12 protein-coding genes and 1 pseudogene are annotated in these 20,735 nt (G+C 70.0%); 9 read left to right on the top strand and 4 right to left on the bottom strand.

The window, feature by feature from the left end:
• Nucleotides 1-190: 190 nt before the first annotated feature.
• Together ACFY30_RS13290 and ACFY30_RS13285 are read right to left on the bottom strand one after the other, a co-directional pair.
• Nucleotides 191-1,087: a phosphatase PAP2 family protein gene (locus ACFY30_RS13290; protein WP_390845320.1), complete on the bottom strand. Its 897-nt coding sequence runs from the start codon at nucleotides 1,085-1,087 to the stop codon at nucleotides 191-193.
• Nucleotides 1,088-1,218: 131 nt separating this feature from the next.
• Nucleotides 1,219-2,253, bottom strand: coding sequence for a LacI family DNA-binding transcriptional regulator (locus ACFY30_RS13285; RefSeq protein ID WP_390845319.1), 1,035 nt, complete (start codon nucleotides 2,251-2,253; stop codon nucleotides 1,219-1,221).
• A 393-nt stretch (nucleotides 2,254-2,646) separates the two neighbouring features.
• Between ACFY30_RS13285 and ACFY30_RS13280 the strand changes: the two genes are divergently transcribed.
• The 6 genes from ACFY30_RS13280 to ACFY30_RS13255 all read left to right on the top strand — a co-directional run bounded on the left by ACFY30_RS13280 (nucleotide 2,647) and on the right by ACFY30_RS13255 (nucleotide 10,502).
• Nucleotides 2,647-3,921, top strand: coding sequence for an extracellular solute-binding protein (locus ACFY30_RS13280; protein WP_390845318.1), 1,275 nt, complete (start codon nucleotides 2,647-2,649; stop codon nucleotides 3,919-3,921).
• A gap of 117 nt (nucleotides 3,922-4,038) precedes the next feature.
• A complete protein-coding gene (locus ACFY30_RS13275) occupies nucleotides 4,039-5,043 on the top strand; it encodes a carbohydrate ABC transporter permease (RefSeq protein ID WP_390845317.1) in 1,005 nt (334 codons plus the stop codon).
• 14 nt (nucleotides 5,044-5,057) lie between these two features.
• Nucleotides 5,058-5,966 (top strand): sugar ABC transporter permease, encoded by a 909-nt coding sequence (locus ACFY30_RS13270; protein ID WP_390845316.1) that lies wholly within the window; start codon nucleotides 5,058-5,060, stop codon nucleotides 5,964-5,966.
• Nucleotides 5,967-6,145: 179 nt separating this feature from the next.
• Nucleotides 6,146-7,825 (top strand): glycoside hydrolase family 13 protein, encoded by a 1,680-nt coding sequence (locus tag ACFY30_RS13265; protein WP_390845314.1) that lies wholly within the window; start codon nucleotides 6,146-6,148, stop codon nucleotides 7,823-7,825.
• Between the two features lie 380 nt (nucleotides 7,826-8,205).
• The gene (locus ACFY30_RS13260) at nucleotides 8,206-8,982 is read left to right on the top strand and encodes an Fpg/Nei family DNA glycosylase (RefSeq protein ID WP_390845313.1); all 777 of its coding nucleotides are present in this window, start codon (nucleotides 8,206-8,208) and stop codon (nucleotides 8,980-8,982) included.
• A gap of 146 nt (nucleotides 8,983-9,128) precedes the next feature.
• Nucleotides 9,129-10,502 (top strand): alpha-amylase family protein, encoded by a 1,374-nt coding sequence (locus ACFY30_RS13255; RefSeq protein ID WP_390845312.1) that lies wholly within the window; start codon nucleotides 9,129-9,131, stop codon nucleotides 10,500-10,502.
• A gap of 88 nt (nucleotides 10,503-10,590) precedes the next feature.
• On the opposite strand, the gene ACFY30_RS13250 is transcribed toward ACFY30_RS13255, so the two are convergent.
• Nucleotides 10,591-12,669, bottom strand: coding sequence for a carbohydrate-binding module family 20 domain-containing protein (locus tag ACFY30_RS13250; protein ID WP_390845311.1), 2,079 nt, complete (start codon nucleotides 12,667-12,669; stop codon nucleotides 10,591-10,593).
• A gap of 190 nt (nucleotides 12,670-12,859) precedes the next feature.
• Here ACFY30_RS13250 and pulA point away from each other — a divergent pair, with 190 nt between their 5' ends.
• From pulA to ACFY30_RS13235, 3 genes and pseudogenes are all read left to right on the top strand, one after another.
• Complete coding sequence (gene pulA / locus ACFY30_RS13245) at nucleotides 12,860-18,274, top strand: pullulanase-type alpha-1,6-glucosidase (RefSeq protein WP_390845310.1); 5,415 nt, start codon at nucleotides 12,860-12,862, stop codon at nucleotides 18,272-18,274.
• Nucleotides 18,275-18,348: 74 nt separating this feature from the next.
• Nucleotides 18,349-19,611 (top strand): annotated as a pseudogene (locus ACFY30_RS13240) (PP2C family protein-serine/threonine phosphatase); the annotation flags it as partial.
• 30 nt (nucleotides 19,612-19,641) lie between these two features.
• Nucleotides 19,642-20,007: a 5-carboxymethyl-2-hydroxymuconate Delta-isomerase gene (locus ACFY30_RS13235; protein ID WP_390845309.1), complete on the top strand. Its 366-nt coding sequence runs from the start codon at nucleotides 19,642-19,644 to the stop codon at nucleotides 20,005-20,007.
• Between the two features lie 36 nt (nucleotides 20,008-20,043).
• Here the strand turns inward: ACFY30_RS13235 and ACFY30_RS13230 are convergent, their stop codons facing one another.
• Nucleotides 20,044-20,733: a TetR/AcrR family transcriptional regulator gene (locus ACFY30_RS13230; RefSeq protein WP_390845308.1), complete on the bottom strand. Its 690-nt coding sequence runs from the start codon at nucleotides 20,731-20,733 to the stop codon at nucleotides 20,044-20,046.
• Nucleotides 20,734-20,735 lie beyond the last annotated feature (2 nt).

Genomic DNA, 20,735 nt, shown 5'->3' with positions numbered 1-20,735 from the left:
GTGACCCCGCGGGCGGCAGCCGGGACCACCGGGGGTGACCCCGCAGGCGCCAGCCGACGGTCCGGCCACCGCCGGTCACGCCCGCATCCGTCGGTGAGGGGTGCCGGGTCCCGCATCCGTCGGTGAGGGGTGCCGGGTCCCGCACCCGTCGGCAAGCGGTGCCGGGTCCCGCTTGTGCCGCCCGCCAGGGCTACGCCTTCGTCGGCAGCAGCGGCCCGCCGGGCTCTCGCTCCGGCACCACCCTCGGCAGGCTGTACGGCAGGGTCCCGTACCAGAGGCCGGCCACCGTGAAGCCGAAGGCGAGGCAGAGGACGCCGCCCACCGCGTCCAGCCAGAAGTGGTTGGCGGTGGCGACGATGACCACCAGGGTCACCACCGGGTAGAGCAGGCCCAGGATCCGCGCCCAGGGAAGCCTGGCCAGCGCGAAGATCGTCAGGCCGCACCACAGGGACCAGCCGATGTGCATGGACGGCATCGCGGCGTACTGGTTCGACATGTGCTTCAGATCGCCCGAGGCCATCGAACCCCAGGTCTGGTGGACCATGACCGTGTCGACGAAGGCGCCGCCGCTCATCAGGCGCGGAGGCGCCAGGGGGTAGAAGTAGTAGCCGACCAGGGCCACGGCGGTGGTGGCGAAGAGGACCAGGCGCGTCGCGGCGTAGCGGCCGGGGTGACTGCGGTAGAGCCAGACCAGGACGCCCAGGGTGACGACGAAGTGCAGCGTCGCGTAGTAGTAGTTCATGCCCACGATCAGCCACGTCACCGAGTTCACGGCGTGGTTGACCGACTCCTCGAAGGCGGCCCCGAGCCGCTGCTCCGCCTGCCAGATCCAGTCCGCGTTGCGCAGGGCCTCCGCGCGCTGCTCCGGAACGGCGTTGCGGATCAGTGAGTAGGTCCAGTAGCTCACCGCGATGAGGAGGATCTCGAACCAGAGGCGGGGCCGGCGCGGGCTGCGCAGACGGCCGAGCCGGCGGCGGCCGGACGAAGGGGCGGGAGCCGGGAGCGGCGCGGGCGCGCCCCCGGTCGTGACGGGCTGCGGAACGGCCTGTTCACGGCCTTCCAGTGGCGTCACGGTCGAGTCACCCATGGACACAAAGTCTGCCAGAAAAGCCCTCTTCACCCGATCATCCCTCGGTCGGGTTCGGCCTGCACGTTCTACGGCGGAAAGACCCCCGCCGTCCTCCTGGCGCAGTGGGGGAAATCCCCGCTTTCTCCACCCTACGGACGGTTTCGCTTCTCCGGCGCCGAAGCGGTCGAACCGCGCACCACCAGCTCCGGCATGAACACGAACTCGCTGTGCGGCGCGGGCGTCCCGCCGATCTCCTCCAGCAGCGTGCGCACCGCGGCCTGCCCCATCGCGGGCACGGGCTTGCGGATCGTGGTCAGCGGCGGGTCGGTGAACGCGATCAGGGGGGAGTCGTCGAAGCCGACCACGGAGATGTCCTGGGGAACCGCCAGGTCCAGCTGGCGGGCGGCCCGTATGGCGCCGAGCGCCATCATGTCGCTGGCGCAGACGATCGCCGTGCAGCCCCGGTCGATCAGTGCCGTGGTCGCGGCCTGACCTCCCTCCAGGGTGTAGAGGGAGTGCTGGACGAGATCGGCCTCGATGGACTGGGGGTTCAGCCCCAGCTGGTCCTGCATGGCGCGGACGAAGCCCTCGATCTTGCGCTGCACGGGCACGAACCGCTTGGGGCCCAGGGCCAGCCCGATGCGGGTGTGGCCGAGGGAGACGAGGTGGGTGACCGCGAGGGTCATCGCCGCGCGGTCGTCCGGCGAGATGAAGGGGGCCTGGACCTTCGGCGAGAAGCCGTCGACCAGTACGAAGGGGACGCCCTGCGCGCGCAGCTGCTCGTAGCGCTGCATGTCGGCCGTGGTGTCCGCGTGCAGTCCGGAGACGTAGATGATGCCGGCGACCCCGCGGTCCACCAGCATCTCGGTCAGCTCGTCCTCCGTGGAGCCGCCCGGGGTCTGGGTGGCGAGCACGGGGGTGTAGCCCTGGCGGGTCAGCGCCTGGCCGATGACCTGGGCCAGGGCCGGGAATATCGGGTTCTCCAGCTCGGGCGTGATGAGGCCGACGAGGCCCGCGCTGCGCTGGCGCAGGCGGACCGGGCGTTCGTAGCCCAGGACGTCCAGCGCGGCGAGCACGGACTGGCGGGTGGTGGCGGCGACGCCAGGCTTGCCGTTGAGGACGCGGCTGACGGTCGCTTCGCTCACCCCCGCCTGCGCAGCGATGTCGGCAAGCCGTGTGGTCACAGACGTGGACTGTACCGGCCAGGTGTCGCCTTGCACACCAATCGGACGCCGTGGGCGACCGTTGGGCCGGCCGCGCCCGGGCTGCTGCGTCATCGCGCTCCCTCGTGATCCCTCATGTAAGTGATGGCAAGAGCTTGCAGAGTCTTGCACAGACCGCCCCCAAGTGCTCGACGGGCGTAAACAAGCGTCTCACGGTGGTCGCTGTCGGGTCACGCCCGGATAACTTCGGAGACCTCTTGCGCTTTTTTGCTGCAAGGACTTTCGTGACGCTTACAACGCTGTTACGTTCGGCCTCGCCCGGCGGCGGCAACGGCGCAGTCGGCCAAGTCGACAGGGACGGTGGACGGGACCGCCCCCTGTAGCTACACGGGCTTTCACCCTCAAGGAGAACTCATGCGGCGTGGCATAGCGGCCACCGCGCTGGTGGCGTCCCTCGCCCTCGCGGCGACGGCCTGCGGCGGAGACGACAGCGGCAGCGACAAGTCGGACGGCCCGGTGACCATCACCTGGTGGGACACCTCCAACGCCACCAATGAGGCACCGACGTACCAGGCCTTGGTCAAGGAATTCGAGGCCGCCAACAAGAACATCAAGGTCAAGTACGTCAACGTGCCCTTCGACCAGGCGCAGAACAAGTTCGACACGGCCGCCGGTGCCTCCGGCGCCCCGGACATCCTGCGCTCCGAGGTCGGCTGGACCCCCGCCTTCGCCAAGAAGGGCTACTTCCTGCCGCTGGACGGCACCGACGCCCTCGCGGACCAGGCCAAGTTCAAGTCGAACCTGGTCGAGCAGGCCAAGTACGACGGCAAGACGTACGGCGTGCCGTTCGTCACCGACACCCTCGCGCTCGTCTACAGCAAGGCGCTCTTCGAGAAGGCCGGCATCACCGAGGCCCCCAAGACCTGGGACGACCTGAAGAAGGCCGCCGCCACCGTCAAGGCCAAGACCGGCGTCGACGGCTACTGGGGCTCCACCCAGGCCTACTACGCCCAGACGTTCCTCTACGGCGAGGGCACCGACACCGTCGACGTCGACGCCAAGAAGATCACGGTGAACTCGGCCGCCGCGCAGAAGGCGTACGGCACCTGGCTGAGCCTGTTCGACGGCAAGGGCCTGCACAAGGCCGACACCACCGCCGACGCCTACGCCCACATCCAGGACGCGTTCGTCAACGGCAAGGTCGCCGCGATCGTCCAGGGCCCCTGGGAGATCACCAACTTCTACAAGGGCAGCGCCTTCAAGGACAAGAACAACCTGGGCATCGCCACCGTCCCGGCCGGCTCCGCCGGCAAGGCGGGCGCCCCGACCGGCGGCCACAACCTCTCGGTCTACGCCGGCTCGGACAAGGCCCACCAGGCCGCCGCGCTGAAGTTCGTCAACTTCATGACGTCCGCCAAGTCCCAGGCGACCATCGCGCTGAAGAACTCCACCCTGCCGACGCGCGACGACGCCTACACCGACCAGGTCAAGGCCGACCCGGGCATCGCCGGCTACGGCGCCGTCCTGGCCGCCGCCCAGCCGCGCCCCGCGCTGCCGGAGTACAGCTCCCTGTGGGGGCCGCTCGACACCGAGCTGCCCAAGATCGCGGGCGGTAAGGAGTCCCTCGACAAGGGCCTGAGCACCGCCGAGACCGCCATCGCCAAGCTGGTGCCGGACTTCAGCAAGTGAGCCCCGCGTGGCCGTCGGATCTCCCGCTGCATGGGGGGAGAGATCCGGCGGCCACCGGCCTGTGAGCCGTACACCCCCCTCGAAGATCCAGCGTGAAGATCCAGAAGGTGTCGAACCATGACAGTCGCCATCGACCGCGCGACCGGCAAGCGCCGCGGTGACCGTGAGCCAGGGCCCGGCCTGGGCGGGCGCCTGAAGCGGGGCTACCAGAAGCACTGGTACGCCTACGCGATGATCGCCCCGGTGGCGGTCGTCCTCGGCGTCCTCGTGCTGTATCCCCTGGTGTACGGCCTCTATCTCACCCTCACCGACGCCAACAGCCTCAACACCGCGCGCACGATCGGCGTCAACCACATCGACGCCACCTACAAGTTCATCGGCCTGGACAACTACGCCGACATCCTCTGGGGCCCGACCGCGTACGACCGCTTCTGGTCGCACTTCCTCTGGACGATCGTCTGGACGGTCGTCTGTGTCGCCCTGCACTACACCATCGGCCTCGGCCTCGCGCTCCTGCTCAACCAGAAGCTGCGCGGCCGCACGCTGTACCGGCTGATCCTGGTGCTGCCCTGGGCGGTGCCCACCTTCGTCACCGTCTTCGGCTGGCGCTTCATGCTCGCCGACGGCGGCATCATCAACTCCGCGCTCGACACCCTCCATCTGCCGACGCCGCTCTGGCTGGAGGACACCTTCTGGCAGCGGTTCGCCGCGATCATGGTCAACACCTGGTGCGGTGTGCCGTTCATGATGATCTCCCTGCTCGGCGGACTGCAGTCCATCGACGCCTCCCTCTACGAGGCCGCCGAGATGGACGGCGCGAGCGCCTGGCAGCGGTTCCGCTACGTCACCCTGCCGGGCCTGCGGACGGTCAGCTCCACCGTCATCCTGCTCGGCGTCATCTGGACCTTCAACCAGTTCGCCGTGATCTTCCTGCTGTTCGGCAACACCGCCCCCGACGCCCACATCCTCGTCACCTGGGCGTACTACCTCGGCTTCGGACAGCAGCCGCGTGACTTCGCCCAGTCGGCCGCCTACGGCATCCTGCTGCTGGCCATCCTGATCGTCTTCACCTCCTTCTACCGCCGCTGGCTGAACCGCAACGAGCAGCAGCTCGCGATCTGAGGCAGGAGTTCTCCATGAGTACGACCACCGCGCAGACCTCCGCCCCGGTGAGCAAGGAGGACCCCGTGAAGACAGCGCGCCGGAGCCGCCGACGCGGCGAGACGAGCCTCGCCGGCTCCCTGGTCTCCCACGGCGTCCTGACCGTCGCGAGCCTGATCGCGCTCTTCCCGATCGTCTGGCTTCTCTATCTGTCCCTCGGCCCGGACAAGGACGACTACCTCCACCCGGGCGGCATCTGGGACAAGATGACGTTCGACAACTACACGTTCGTCGTCGAGCACACCAAGTTCTTCGACTGGTTGAAGAGCTCGCTCATCGTCACGCTCGGCACCACGTTCATCGGCGTGCTGATCGCCGCCACCACCGGCTACGCGGTCTCCCGCATGCGCTTCCCCGGGTACAAGAAGTTCATGTGGGTGCTGCTGGTCACCCAGATGTTCCCGGTCGCCGTACTGATGGTGCCGATGTACCAGATCCTCTCGGACCTGAAGCTCATCGACAACTACTTCGGCCTCATCCTCGTCTACTGCACCACGGTCATCCCGTACAGCGCCTGGCTGCTCAAGGGGTACTTCGACACCATCCCCTTCGAGATCGACGAGGCCGGACGCGTCGACGGGCTCACCCCCTTCGGCACCTTCTTCCGGCTCGTCCTCCCGCTCGCCAGACCGGGCCTCGCGGTGGCCGCCTTCTACAACTTCCTCACCGCTTTCAGCGAGGTCGCCTTCGCCTCGACGTTCATGCTCAGTGACGACAAGTACACGCTCGCCGTCGGTCTGCAGTCGTTCGTCAGCGAGCACGACGCCCAGCGCAACCTCATGGCCGCGACCGCCGTGCTGATCGCGATACCCGCCGCCGTGTTCTTCTACCTCGTGCAGAAGAACCTGGTGACCGGACTCACCGCGGGTGGCACGAAGGGCTGACCCGCCCTCCCCGGTGACCAAGTGAAAAGACTCCCGCGCACCCGACCGCGCGGGTGGCGGCCGCGGTGTCCATCCGACCCCGCCGGCACCGCGGCCGCCTCATCACCGACCCACCACCCACCCCCGCCACCGGACCCCGACAACCCATGAACACAACCCCGTTACGTACCAAGGACGCCATGAGCCAGCAGCACTCCGCAGCCCCGGCCCCGACCCCCACCTCCGCAACGGCCGTCGCCACCGTCGCCAAGCGCCGTGACTGGTGGCGGGACGCGGTGATCTACCAGGTGTACCCCCGCAGCTTCGCCGACAGCAACGGCGACGGCATGGGCGACCTGGAAGGCGTACGCTCCCGCCTCCCGTACCTGCGCGACCTCGGCGTGGACGCCGTGTGGCTCAGCCCCTTCTACGCCTCCCCCCAGGCCGACGCCGGCTACGACGTCGCCGACTACCGCGCCGTCGACCCCATGTTCGGCAACCTCCTGGACGCCGACGCGCTGATCCGCGACGCCCGCGAACTGGGCCTGCGGATCATCGTGGACCTCGTCCCCAACCACTCCTCGGACCAGCACGAGTGGTTCAAGCGGGCGGTGGCGGAGGGCCCCGGCTCACCGCTGCGGGACCGCTACCACTTCCGCCCGGGGAAGGGCGAGAACGGCGAACTCCCGCCCAACGACTGGGAGTCCATCTTCGGCGGCCCGGCGTGGACCCGGGTCGACGACGGGGAGTGGTACCTGCACCTCTTCGCGCCCGAGCAGCCGGACTTCAACTGGGAACACCCCGCGGTCGGCGACGAGTTCCGCTCGATCCTCCGGTTCTGGCTGGACATGGGCGTGGACGGCTTCCGCATCGACGTCGCCCACGGTCTGGTGAAGGCGGCCGGACTGCCCGACCTCGGCTCCCACGACCAGCTCAAACTGCTGGGCAACGATGTCATGCCGTTCTTCGACCAGGACGGCGTCCACGAGATCTACCGCCAGTGGCGCCTGATCCTGGGCGAGTACTCGGGCGAGCGCATTTTCGTTGCGGAGGCCTGGACCCCCACGGTCGAGCGCACCGCGAACTACGTCCGCCCCGACGAACTCCACCAGGCCTTCAACTTCCAGTACCTCTCCACCGAATGGGACGCGGAGGAGCTGCGGACGGTCGTCGACCGCACGCTGGAGGCGATGCGCCCGGTGGGGGCCCCCGCCACGTGGGTCCTGTCCAACCACGACGTGACCCGCCACGCCACCCGCTTCGCCAACCCGCCCGGCCTGGGCACCCAGATCCGCTCGGCGGGCGACCGCGCACTGGGTCTTCGCCGGGCCCGCGCGGCGACCCTGCTGATGCTGGCCCTGCCCGGCTCGGCGTACGTCTACCAGGGCGAGGAACTCGGTCTCCCCGACGTCGTCGACCTCCCCGACGAGGTCCGCCAGGACCCCGCCTACTTCCGCGGCGCCGGCCAGGACGGCTTCCGCGACGGGTGCCGGGTGCCGATTCCGTGGACGCGGGAGGGCTCGTCGTACGGCTTCGGCACGGGCGGCAGCTGGCTGCCCCAGCCGACCGAGTGGGCGGAGCTGAGCGTGGAGGCCCAGCAGGGCGTGGCCGGCTCCACCCTGGAGCTCTACCGCTCCGCCCTCCACCTGCGCCGCACCCACCCCGACCTGGGCGCCGGCGACGCGGTGGAATGGCTGAAGGCCCCGGAGGGCGTCCTGGCCTTCCGCCGCGGCGAGTTCGTGTGCGTCGCGAACACGTCCGGCGAGTCGGTCCGGATCCCGTCGTACGGCCGTGTCCTGCTCGCCAGCGGCGAGGTGGCGGAGACGGACGGAGAGGCGAAGCTGCCGGCCGACACGACGGTGTGGTGGACGACGGCCTGACCTCCCGCACCACGGGCCCGCCACTCCTCGGGAGCGGCGGGCCTTCGTGTGCCGCCGGCCGATGCCGCCGACGTCACCCGTCCTGCCGCGCCCTGACGGCCACCCTCCGTCGGTGAACCGTCGCGCCCCCCGTGACAGGGGCGCACCCGCGCGAGCCGCTCCCGGCGGACGCCGGCGAGGATCACCGCGGCGCCCACGGGGGCCCGGCCGGAGGTGTGCGCACGCGGACCGGACGATCTCCGGCACGCGCCGGGCGGCCCTCCGGCGGAACGCTGCTGCACCGGCGCCCGGCACGGGCCACCATGGAGGAAGGGGCCGTGGCCCGCCACCGGGCGGGCGGCTCTTCGACCGGGGAGGACGTACCGGGAGGACGTGACCCCATGCCCGAGCTGCCGGACGTCGAGGGATTCCGCAGGGTGCTGGAGTCCTGCGCGCGGGGCAGGGTCGTACGGCGCGTCGAGGTGCGGGACACGGGAGTGCTGCACGGCGTGAGCGCACGGCAGCTGCGGGACGCCCTGGAGGGCCGGCGCTTCACGCGGACCGAGCGGCGCGGGAAGTGGCTGCTCGCCCGCACCGGCGGCCCCACCCTCCTGCTGCACTTCGGCATGACCGGCCGACTGCTCCGCGCCCACCCCGACGACCCGGTCGAGGCACACGACCGCGTCCTGGTCACCGTGTCCCGGGACCGGCAGCTCCGCTACCGCGACCAGCGCAAGCTCCAGGGTCTGTGGCTGGCCCACGACGAGTCCGAGGTCGTACGGGTACTGGGCCGCCTGGGCCCCGACGCGACCGCGGTCGGCCGGGAGGACTTCGAGGCCGCGCTCTCCTCCCACCGCGGCAGCGTCAAGACCGTCCTCACCGACCAGACCGTCCTGGCGGGGCTCGGCAATCTCCTCGCCGACGAGATCCTGTGGCGCGCGGGACTGAGCCCCACCAGCCGGGCCGACGGTCTCGGCGAGGCCGACCGCCGCAGCCTGTACACGCACATGCGCCGCACCCTGCGCTCCGCGATCCCCGCCGGCCGTGTCCCGCCGCGGAACACCTGGCTCACCGGCCACCGCGACGACCCCGACGCCGCCTGCCCGCGCTGCGGCAGCCCCCTGCGCCGGTCCCACGTGGGCGGGCGCGGCACCGTGTGGTGCCCGCGATGCCAGTAGCCCGTATCCGGGGTGTCACTCCGTAAGTTCTTGCAGATCCTTCACGCACACCCCTGCCCTTTCCGGCCACCGGACCCTTAACATCGCGCCACCGCAAGGTTTCTGAAAGATTTCAGCAAGAGCCTTCAATGGAGAAGGAACCCCACATGGCAAGCAGCAGAACCCTTTCGGGCGCCGTCGCCCTGGCCGCCGGCCTGACCCTGCTCGGCCCCGCCGCCCACGCCACCCCGCCCGGCACCAAGGACGTCACCGCCGTCCTCTTCGAGTGGAACTTCGCCTCGGTGGCGAAGGAGTGCACCAGCACCCTCGGACCGGCCGGCTACGGATACGTCCAGGTCTCCCCACCGGCCGAGCACATACAGGGCGCGCAGTGGTGGACGTCTTACCAGCCGGTGGGCTACAAGATCGCGGGTCGGCTCGGCGACCGGGCCGCCTTCCGGAACATGGTCGACACGTGCCACGCGGCCGGCGTCAAGGTCGTCGTCGACACCGTCGTCAACCACATGTCGGCCGGGAGCGGCACGGGCACGGGCGGATCGTCGTACACGAAGTACACCTACCCCGGGCTGTACTCCTCCTACGACTTCGACGACTGCACCTCCCAGGTCTCGAACTACTCCGACCGCTGGAACGTCCAGCACTGCGAACTGGTCGGCCTGGCCGACCTCGACACCGGTGAGGACTACGTCCGCAAGGCCGTCGCCGGCTACATGAACGACCTCCTCACCCTCGGCGTCGACGGCTTCCGCATCGACGCGGCCAAGCACATCGACACCGCCGACCTCGCCGACATCAAGTCGCGGCTGACCAACACGGGCGTGTACTGGAAGCAGGAGGTCATCTACGGCTCCGGCGAGGCCGTCCAGCCGGCCGAGTACACGGGCAACGGGGATGTGCAGGAGTTCCGTTACGCCTACGACCTCAAGCGGGTCTTCAACAACGAGAACCTCGCCTACCTGAAGAACTACGGCGAGGGCTGGGGCTACCTGAGCAGTTCCGTCGCGGGGGTCTTCGTCGACAACCACGACACCGAGCGCAACGGCTCCACCCTCAACTACAAGGACGGGGCGAACTACACGCTCGCCAACGTCTTCATGCTCGCCCACCCGTACGGCGCCCCGGACATCAACTCCGGCTACGAGTGGTCCGACGTGGACGCGGGGCCGCCCAACAACGGTGCGGTCAGCGCCTGTTGGCAGAACGGCTGGAAGTGCCAGCACGCCTGGCCCGAGATCCTCCGCATGGTCGCCTTCCGCAACGCGACGCGGGGTGAGGCCGTCACCAACTGGTGGGACAACGGCGGCGACGCGATCGCCTTCGGCCGGGGCGCCAAGGGCTATGTCGCCATCAACCACGAGTCGAGCAGCCTGACGCGGACGTATCAGACCTCGCTGCCGGCGGGGACGTACTGCAACGTCCAGAACAACACCGCGGTGACCGTGAACTCCTCCGGCCAGTTCACCGCCACTCTGGCCGCCAACACGGCCCTGGCCGTCTACACCGGCAAGTCCAGCTGCTGACCCTGCCCTTCCCGGGGTGAACGCGGTCGCCCGCGGCCGTTTCGGCAACGGTCGCGGGCGATGCGTGGGGCAGGAGGCGCCGGTGCGGTTACTTCCAGGTGTCCGTCGCCGTGTAGCCCGTCGAACTCGACGTGGTGTAGGAGCGGTTGGTGCCGGACTCCCACGTCACGTTGCCGGAGCCGTCCTTCTTGACGTACTTGTACTCGAAGGTGGTGTTCCTGGGGACGACGACCGACTTGGACCAGGTCGGGTAGGAGGCGGCGGAGAGGGGGACGGCGTCGACGGGGTTCCAGGAGCCGAGGGAGGCGATCGAGCCGACGACGTAGACGTCGGTGCCGTAGCCGGTCGTGGCGGTGACGTCGAAGGTGACGTCCGTCGCGTTCGCGTCCGCCACGTTCCAGGTGTTGTCGAGCGTCAGGGCCGAGGTGGTGGTCGTCGCCGATCTGTTGGCGTTGGACTCCCAGGTGATGGTGCCCGAGCTGTCCTTCTTGATGTACTTGTACTCGAAGGCCGTGCTGACCGGCACGCTCACCGCGCCCGACCAGATCGGGTAGCCGGTGGAGGAGAGCCGGACCGCCTTGGAGGTGTCCCAGCCGCCCAGGGCGTCGAGGGAGCCGACGACGTAGACGCTGGTGCCGGGCGTGGTGGAGGCGTACTCGTTGAACGTGGCGGTCACCGTGGAGGTGCCGGTGTCGCCGCCGGTATCGCCGTCGCACGTCGTCGGGCAGGTGTAGGAGCCGTTGTAGAAGGCGATCGCGCTCTTCGCCGGGATGGTCAGGGTCGCGCTGCCGCCGGAGACGGTGACCGTGCCGTTTCCGCCGTCGACCACGTTGGTGTACGTGCCGTCGGCCATGCCCGTGGTGAACGTGTACGTGGCCGACGAGGAGCCGTTGTTCAGGGCGAAGAAGCCCGCCGAGCCCCGGCTGAAGCCGATGACCGAGGAGGACTTGGTCTGCCAGTTGGCCACGGCCGCGCTGTCCACGGCGTTGTGCCAGGCCACCATGCCGACGACACCGGTGTCACGGTCCAGGCAGTACCAGGCGCCGTTGGAGCAGTCGGTGTCCGTGACGAACCCGGACGAGTTCGGCGGGGCCTGGTCGCTCTGGGTCCACTCCCAGCCGGCGTACACGGTGGGCGTGGACCACTTGTAGGCGAGCTGGAAGAGGTTGGCGAGCTGGTAGCCGTCGCCGTCCTTGTAGCTCATGTGGAGCCCGTTGCGCTCGGTGTCGTGGTTGGTCACGAACGACACCGAGTGGGCAGCCGGGAGGATCCCGGACGACGACAGCGACTCCAGGTCGCTCACATTGCCCTGGAACGCCGACTTCAGCTTGCTCGCGTAGGTGAAGTCCAGGACGTCACCGGAGGCGTAGTAGTCCGCCGGCTGCGGGGTCGAACCGGGGTAGACCTCCTGGAAGACGTACGGCGTCGCGCCCGAGGTCGTGCTGGTCAGCTTGGCCTCGATGGCCTGGAGGTCGGCGGCCGGGATGTGCTTGGCCGCGTCCACCCGGAAGCCGTCCACCCCGAGGGCCAGCTGCTTGTTGAGGAAGGCCGCGATGCCGGAACGGACGCTGTCGTTCTCCGTCTCCAGGTCGGGCAGGCCGAGGAGTTCGCAGTTCTGGACCTCGGAGAGGTTCGACCAGTCGTCGATGACCAGGTCGGAGTCGTTGCAGTCGTCGGACTGGTGGAAGTCGCCCGGGTCCCACTCCGGGGTGTCGTACTTGGTGGTGAGCGTCGTGCCGTTGTAGCCGGTGCCGGTCTGGGCGGCGGTGTGGTTGATCACCGCGTCCGTGTAGACCTTGACGCCCGCGTCGTGGCAGGCGGTCACCATCGACGCGAACTCCGCCGCCGAGCCGAAACGGCTGTTCAGGTTGTAGGAGTACGGCTGGTAGACGTCCCACCAGTAGTACGAGGACTGCTTGAGGGACTCGGCGGGCGGGGCGACCTGGACCGCCCCGTACCCGGCCGGTCCCAACACGTCGGTGCACTCCGCGGCGACGGAGTCCCAGTTCCATTCCCACAGGTTGGCGATGACATCGCCTTGGGCGGTGGTGTCCGCGCGGGCGGCCGTGGCCGGCAGTGCGACGGCACCGGCGAGGGCCAGGGTGGCGGCGGCCGCGGCGATGGCGGCCCGCCGCAGGACACCCGGGGGATGGTGTCTGACTGTCATGTGCGGCTCCAGAGAGGGGAGTTCTGGTTTCAACAAGCCGTGAGCGTGGGGCAGTTGAGAAGGGCACGTCAAGGTTTCAGGTGAAAGTTCTTGCTGTGAATTGCAAGGCTCTTGCTGTAAACCTTTCGTTAGCGATACGGTCGCGCGGGGTCGGACCCAAGAGAGCCGTAATCGCAAGGAGTTCTCGCCTGTGATACCGAGATGGCCGGCGCCCTCGGCGCGCCGCACCGCGCAAGCCAGACGGATCGCGGCCGTCACCGTGACAGCGCTGGCGGCCGCCCTCGTGCAGCCGCTCGCCGCGCACGCGGACAGTCCGCCCCCGCCCCCGTCCGACGCGAAGCTCGCCGCCGCGCCCGCCCGGCACGACGACACCCGCGAGCAGTTCTACTTCGTCATGCCGGACCGTTTCGCCAACGGGGACGCCGCCAATGACAAGGGCGGCCTCACCGGTTCGCGCCTCAGCACCGGATACGACCCCGCCGACAAGGGCTTCTACCAGGGCGGCGACCTCAAGGGCCTGACCAGGCGCCTCGACTACATCAAGGGCCTCGGCACCACCGCCATCTGGATGGCCCCGATCTTCAAGAACCGGCCGGTCCAGGGGACGGGCGGCAACGCCTCCGCCGGCTACCACGGTTACTGGATCACCGACTTCACCCAGGTCGACCCGCACTTCGGCAGCAACAAGGACCTCGAGACCCTCATCGCCAAGGCGCACGCCAAGGGCATGAAGGTCTTCTTCGACGTCATCACCAATCACACCGCCGACGTCGTCGACTACGAGGAGAAGTCCTACGACTACCTCTCCAAGGGCGCGTTCCCGTACCTGACGAAGGACGGCGAGCCCTTCGACGACGCCGACCACGCGGCCGGCGGCTCCGGGTTCCCCGCCGTCGACGCCGACTCCTTCCCGCGCACCCCGACGGTCACCGCCGCGCAGCGGACCGCCAAGGTCCCGTCCTGGCTCAACGACCCGACGATGTACCACAACCGCGGCGACTCGACGTATGCCGGTGAGTCGACCACGTACGGCGACTTCTCCGGCCTGGACGACCTGTGGACCGAGCGTCCCGAGGTCGTCAGCGGGATGGAGAAGATCTACCGGCGCTGGGTGCGGGACTTCGGCATCGACGGCTTCCGGATCGACACCGTGAAGCACGTCGACATGGAGTTCTGGACCCAGTGGGCCACGGCCCTGGACGCCTACGCGGCGAAGCGGGGGCGCGACGACTTCTTCATGTTCGGCGAGGTCTACTCCGCCGACACGAACATCACCTCCCCCTACGTCACCCAGGGCCGCCTGGACGCCACCCTCGACTTCCCCTTCCAGGAGGCGGCCCGGCAGTACGCCTCGCAGGGCGGCAGCGCGCGGACACTGGCGTCCGTCTTCGCCGACGACTACAAGTACACGACCGACAAGGCCAACGCGTACGAGCAGGTCACCTTCCTCGGCAACCACGACATGGGCCGCATCGGGTACTTCCTGAACCAGGACAACCCGGAGGCGACCGACGCCGAACTGCTCGCCAAGGACACGCTCGCCAACGAGCTGATGTTCCTCAGCCGCGGCAACCCGGTCGTCTACTACGGCGACGAGCAGGGCTTCACCGGATCCGGCGGCGACAAGAACGCCCGCCAGACCATGTTCGCCTCCCGGGTCGCCGACTATCTCGACGACGACGAGATCGGCACCGACCGCACCCACGCGAGCGACGCCTACGACACGCGCGCGCCGCTGTACCGGCGGATCGCCGCCCTCGCCAAGCTCCGCAAGGCCAACCCGGCGCTGACGGACGGAGTCCAGACCGAGCGGTACGCGGCCGACGGGGCCGGTGTCTACGCCTTCTCCCGCACCGGCACCGGCAAGGACACGACCGAGTACGTGGTCGCCTTCAACAACGCGGACACGGCGAAGACGGCGACCTTCGCGACCGGTTCCGCGAACATGGCCTTCCACGGGATCCACGGCACCGGGAAGACGGTGACCTCCGACGCCGGCAAGAAGATCACCGTGACCGTGCCGGCCGGTTCCGCGATCGTCCTCAAGGCCGCCGGGCCGCTCGGCAGGCCCGCCACCAAACCGGCGCTCACCCTCCGGGCGCCGGCCGCCGGCGCCACCGGCACCGTCGAGCTGAGCGCCGACGTCGACGGCGGACAGCTCAACCGGGTCGTCTTCGCCGCCCAGACCGGCAACGGACGGTGGAAGACCCTCGGCTCCGCCGACCACGCCCCCTACAAGGTCACCCAGACCATCGGCAGGGACGTGCCCGCCGGAACCGCCCTGCGCTACAAGGCGGTGGTCGTCGACTCGGCCGGCCGGACCGCCGGTGCCACCGCCGCGAGCACCACCGGCACCCCGCCCGCCGAGGAGGTCCCCACCGCCTCCTCCCGCGACTACGCGATCGTCCACTACAAGCGCGCCGACGGCGACTACGCGGACTGGGGCCTGTACGCCTGGGGCGACCTGGCCGACGGCGAGTCCACGAACTGGCCGGACAGCCATCCCTTCACCGGCCGGGACGCGTACGGCGCCTTCGCCTACGTCAAGCTGAAGCCGGGCGCGTCGAACGTCGGCTTCCTCGTCATCGACAAGGACGGCACCAAGGACGTCTCCGCCGACCGCACGATCGACGTGACGAAGACCGGCGAGGTCTGGATCGAGCAGGGCAAGGAGGCCGTCCTCACGGAGAACCCCGGCCACCCGGCCCAGGACGAGACCAAGGCGGTCCTGCACTACCACCGTGCCGACGGGGACTACGACGGCTGGGGCCTGCACGTCTGGACGGGCGCCGCCCAGCCCAGCGAGTGGTCCAGCCCCCTGAAGCCGGTGCGCACCGACGCCTACGGCGCGGTCTTCGAGGTACCGCTCGCCGACGGGGCCACCAGCCTCAGCTACATCATCCACAAGGGCGACGAGAAGGACCTGCCCGCCGACCAGTCCCTCGACCTCACGGCGAACGGCCACGAGGTGTGGCTGCTGAACGGCCAGGAGAAGTACCTGCTCCCGCAGCCCGCCGGATCCGCCGCCGCGCTCGACCTGACCACCTCCAAGGCGGTCTGGATCGACCGGAACACGGTCGCCTGGAACGGCTCCGAGGCCGCCGCCTCCACCCAGCTGCTGTACTCCCACGACGGCTCGATCACCGTCGACGACGGCACGCTCACCAGCGACGACGAGCGGTGGCTGCGGCTGGCCAAGACCACGCTCACCGACGCCCAGAAGGCGAAGTTCCCGCATCTGAAGGGCTACACGGCCTGGTCGGTCGACCCGCGCGACCGCGACCGGGTGCGGGAGGCGCTGAGCGGTCAGATCGTCGCCTCCCAGCGGGCCGCCAACGGCGCCGTCCTGGCGGCGACGGGCGTCCAGATCGCCGGCGTACTCGACGATCTGTACCCCGCCGCGACGAAGGCGGAGCTGGGCCCGGTGTTCCACGACGGCCGCCCCACGCCGGCCGTCTGGGCGCCGACCGCGCAGAGCGTGGCACTGGAACTCGACGGCTCCACCGTGCGGATGAAGCGTGACTCCGCCACCGGCGTCTGGTCCGTCACCGGCCCCAGGTCCTGGAAGAACAAGCCCTATCGGTACGTGGTGAAGGTCTGGGCGCCCAGCGTCCGCAAGGTCGTCACCAACAAGGTCACCGACCCCTACTCGGTCGCGCTCACCACGGACTCCGAGCGCAGCCTCCTCGTCGACCTCGACGACAAGTCCCTGGCACCGGGCGGCTGGTCGTCGTACACCAAGCCCAAGGCGGTCGCCCTCGAGGACGCCCAGATCCAGGAGCTGCACATCCGGGACTTCTCCGTCGCGGACGAGACCGTCCCGGCGAAGGAGCAGGGCACCTACCTCGCCTTCACCGACCGGGACAGCGACGGCTCCGCGCATCTGCGCGAGCTGGCGCGGTCGGGCACCTCGTACGTGCACCTCCTGCCGGCCTTCGACATCGCCACCATCCCCGAGAAGAGGGCCGACCAGGCGACCCCGGACTGCGATCTCGCCTCCTACGCGGCCGACTCCGGGCAGCAGCAGGAGTGCGTGACGAAGACCGCCGCGAAAGACGCCTACAACTGGGGCTACGACCCGTACCACTACACCGTCCCCGAGGGGTCGTACGCCACCGACCCGGACGGCATCGCCCGTACGGTCGAGTTCCGCAGGATGGTGAAGGCGCTGAACGACGACGGCCTCCGGGTCGTCATGGACGTCGTCTACAACCACACCGCGGCGAGCGGCCAGGCGGACACCTCCGTCCTCGACCGGATCGTCCCCGGTTACTACCAGCGCCTCCTCGCCGACGGATCGGTCGCCAACAGCACCTGCTGCGCGAACACCGCCACCGAGAACGCCATGATGGGCAAGCTGGTCGTCGACTCGATCGTCACCTGGGCCAAGGAGTACAAGGTCGACGGCTTCCGCTTCGACCTCATGGGCCATCACCCGAAGGCCAACATCCTGGCGGTCAGGAAGGCCCTGGACGCGCTGACCCCCGCCAAGGACGGCGTGGACGGCAAGAAGATCATCCTGTACGGCGAGGGCTGGAACTTCGGCGAGGTCGCCGACGACGCCCGCTTCGTGCAGGCCACGCAGAAGAACATGGCCGGCACCGGCGTCGCGACCTTCTCCGACCGGGCCCGGGACGCCGTCCGCGGCGGCGGCCCCTTCGACGAGGACCCCGGCATCCAGGGCTTCGCGTCCGGGCTCTACACCGACCCCAACGCGTCCACGGCGAACGGCACTGCGGCGCAGCAGAAGGCCCGCCTCCTGCACTACCAGGACCTGATCAAGGTCGGCCTGTCCGGCAACCTCCGGCAGTTCACCTTCACCGGCACCGACGGCAAGGAGGTCACCGGCGCCGAGGTCGACTACAACGGCTCGCCCGCCGGCTACGCGGACGCGCCGGGCGACGCCCTCGCCTACGCCGACGCGCACGACAACGAGTCCCTGTTCGACGCCCTCGCCTACAAGCTGCCGAAGGACACGTCCGCGGCCGACCGGGCCCGGATGCAGGTGCTCGCGATGGCCACGACCGCCCTCTCGCAGGGTCCGGCGCTCTCCCAGGCCGGCTCCGACCTGCTGCGCTCCAAGTCCCTGGACCGCAACTCCTACGACAGCGGTGACTGGTTCAACGCGATCCACTGGAACTGCGCCGACGGCAACGGCTTCGGACGCGGACTGCCCCCGGCGGCCGACAACACTTCCAAGTGGCCTTACGCCAAGCCCCTGTTGACCTCCGTCGGGGTGGGCTGTGCGCAGATCACGGCCGCCTCCGCCGCGTACCGGGACCTGCTGCGGATCCGTACCACGGAGAAGGCGTTCTCGCTCGGCACGGCCGAGGCGGTGCAGTCGGCGCTGTCCTTCCCGCTGTCCGGCACGGACGAGACACCCGGTGTGATCACCATGGAGCTGGGCGACCTGGTCGTCGTGTTCAACGCGACTCCGGCCGAGCAGAAGCAGCGGATCGTTTCTCTCGCCGGCCAGGACTACCGGCTGCACCCGGTACAGGCATCGGGCGCGGACTCTACCGTCAAGACCTCGTCCTACGTGCGTGAATCGGGCACGTTCGCCGTTCCGGGTCGTACTGTCGCGGTATTCTCCCGGGTTTCCTGATACAGGGCTACGTTGGTGGGGCGGTCCCGGGTGCGGGGCCGCCCCACCACGTCGTTTCCTAGAGGGCCGGGAGTCTGACGGTGCCCGCCGAACCCCCGCAGCCGCCGTCCGTCGTGCGTGCCGCGCTGCGCGGGGCGCGCCGGCGGGGTGACCCGGAGGTGCGCGCCCGGCGGCTCACCCTGCTCGCGGAGGCGACCGTCGCCGTACAGACAGCGCGCTGCCCGGGGGAGCTGGCCCACGCGGCCGCGGAGGGCGCCGCGCGGCTCATCGGCGCCCCGGCCGTCGTCTTCGTGGTCGGCCCGGACGGCGGACTGCACCGGGGGACCACCCGCGACCGCGGCGCGCTCGGGCTGCCGGACGCGGCCGCGCACGAGACGGTGGCCCGGATGGTCTCCCGGCTCGCGGCGGGGCCCGGCGGGGTGCGGGGCGTGGTCGCGCCGGCGACGCTGTGGCCCCCCGGGTTCTTCCGGCCCGGCCGGCGGGAGGCGGCCCGCCTGGTGCTGGCCGTGACCCGGCGCCGCCGCACCCCGGTCTGCGTGGCCACCCCCGCCGCCGCCCCCCTCGCCGACGACGGCCTGCTCTCCCGGCTCGCCCAGGTCACCGCGCTGGCCGCCGAGCCGCTGCTGATGTACCAGGTGGAACGCCATGTCGCGCGCACCCTGCAGCACAGCTTCCTGCCCCGCCCCGAACGGCCGCCCCGCCTGCCCGGCGTGGACCTCGTGGTGCGGTACGTGCCCGCGTCCCGGGAGACGGAGATCGGCGGCGACTTCTACGCGGCCGTGTCCACCGGCGCCGGGGTGTTCACCGCGGTCGGTGACGTCGTGGGGCACTCGCTGGAGGCGGCCGCGGTGATGGTGGAGATCCGGCACGCGCTGCGCGCCTACTGCGTCGAGGACCCCGATCCGGCGGTGCTGGCCGCCCGTCTCGACCGGATGATCCAGCACTACCACCCCGAGGTCACGGCGACCGTGTGCCTGGCCCTGCTGGATCCGGCCACCGGGCGGCTGCGGGTGGCCAACGCCGGCCATCTTCCCCCGCTGGTCGTCTCCGGCTCCGGCGGTGCCGGGTACGTCGACGTGCACGGGCCGCTGCTCGGGCTCGGCCTCGACCGTCCGGAGCCGGCCGAGCTGGTGCTGGGGCCCGCGGACCGGCTGCTGATGGTCACCGACGGTCTGATCGAGACGCGCGGCACGGACCTCGGCGTCTGTCTGGAGCGGCTGCGCACGGCCGCCGCCGAGGCCCCGCAGGGTCTGGACGCCCTGTGCGACCTGCTGCTCGCCCGCTTCGGCCGCGACCAGGAGGACGACATCGCGATGCTGGCGCTGCGGCTAGGGTGAGCCTCAGGACGCCCTGGAAGAGGAGTGCTCATGCCGAACATCACCGTCGACTACTCGGCCACGATGGCCCACGACTTCGACCCGGCCGCCTTCGCGGCGGCCCTGCACTCGTCGGTGGTGGAGATCGCGGCCGCCAAGCCGGAGGCCTGCAAGACCCTGTTCCGCACGGCCGACGCCACCGCGTTCGGGTACGAGGACCCGCTGGAGGCGCGGCACGCGGTCGTCCACGTCACCATCGGGCTGCTCGCCGGCCGCACCGACGAGACCAAGGCGCGGCTGACCGAGGCGGTCCTGGAACTGCTGCGCGAGCACGTACCGGCGGAACGGGACTTCGTGCTGCACGCCTCCGCCGAGATCCGTGACCTCGACCCGTCGTACCGCAAGTTCGAGGGCTGACCGGCCGCGTCGTCGGCGTGATCCGCCGGACCCGGCCTACGACGCCAGGGCGATCAACCGGGTCGCCAGGTCGCCGAAGGGGCCGTCGGCCGGCTCGCCGCTCAGCGCGGGGCGCAGCACGGCGCGCATCTCGTCGTCGAAGGCCGCGCTGACGGCGGTGAGCGCGGCGAAGTCGTGCACGAGCTGCACCTCCAGCTCCGCGCGCGGGATGCGCCGTCCGTCCAGCCAGATCAGCGCGGTCGACTCGGCGAGCGAGATCCAGGAGCGGATCACCAGTTCCAGGCGGGCGGGCGGGTCGGTGATCTTGAGGTGGGAGAGGATCTGCTCGTAGGCGGCCTGGCGTACCGAGTCGATCAGGGCGTTGGTGGTCGAGGAGCCGACGGCCGGGCCGCCGCGCATGAGGGCCGAGAAGCCGGGGCCGTGCTCGTCGACGAAGTCGAAGTAGCGGCGCATCACCCGCAGCAGCCGCGACCCGAGCGGGCCCTCCGCGGGTTCGACGAAGCGGTCGGCGAGATCCTCCGAGGCCCGCTTCAACGCAGCCTCGTACAGGCTGAGTTTGCCGGGGAAGTAGTGGTAGACGAGCGGACGCGAGATGCCGGCGGCGGCCGCTATCTCGTCGATGGAGACCTCGTCGGGTGAGCGCTGGGCGAACAGTTCGAGGGCGACGCCGATCAACTGCTGCCGACGCTCCTCGACTCCCATTCTTCGACGAACCCCGGTAGTCATGG

Source organism: Streptomyces sp. NPDC000345 (assembly GCF_042898825.1).
Taxonomy (GTDB): Bacteria; Actinomycetota; Actinomycetes; order Streptomycetales; family Streptomycetaceae; genus Streptomyces.
Note: the sequence above shows the minus strand (reverse complement) of the source record. Positions and strands in the feature narration are given on the sequence as shown.

Excerpts from the sequence above, each read along its gene's own strand:
- ACFY30_RS13290 (WP_390845320.1), bottom strand. The coding sequence starts at position 1,087 with ATGGGTGACTCGACCGTGACGCCACTGGAAGGCCGTGAACAGGCCGTT.
- ACFY30_RS13280 (WP_390845318.1), top strand. The coding sequence starts at position 2,647 with ATGCGGCGTGGCATAGCGGCCACCGCGCTGGTGGCGTCCCTCGCCCTC.
- ACFY30_RS13275 (WP_390845317.1), top strand. The coding sequence starts at position 4,039 with ATGACAGTCGCCATCGACCGCGCGACCGGCAAGCGCCGCGGTGACCGT.
- ACFY30_RS13270 (WP_390845316.1), top strand. The coding sequence starts at position 5,058 with ATGAGTACGACCACCGCGCAGACCTCCGCCCCGGTGAGCAAGGAGGAC.
- ACFY30_RS13250 (WP_390845311.1), bottom strand. The coding sequence starts at position 12,669 with ATGACAGTCAGACACCATCCCCCGGGTGTCCTGCGGCGGGCCGCCATC.
- ACFY30_RS13235 (WP_390845309.1), top strand. The coding sequence starts at position 19,642 with ATGCCGAACATCACCGTCGACTACTCGGCCACGATGGCCCACGACTTC.
- ACFY30_RS13260 (WP_390845313.1), top strand. The coding sequence starts at position 8,206 with ATGCCCGAGCTGCCGGACGTCGAGGGATTCCGCAGGGTGCTGGAGTCC.
- ACFY30_RS13230 (WP_390845308.1), bottom strand. The coding sequence starts at position 20,733 with ATGACTACCGGGGTTCGTCGAAGAATGGGAGTCGAGGAGCGTCGGCAG.
- ACFY30_RS13255 (WP_390845312.1), top strand. The coding sequence starts at position 9,129 with ATGGCAAGCAGCAGAACCCTTTCGGGCGCCGTCGCCCTGGCCGCCGGC.
- ACFY30_RS13265 (WP_390845314.1), top strand. The coding sequence starts at position 6,146 with ATGAGCCAGCAGCACTCCGCAGCCCCGGCCCCGACCCCCACCTCCGCA.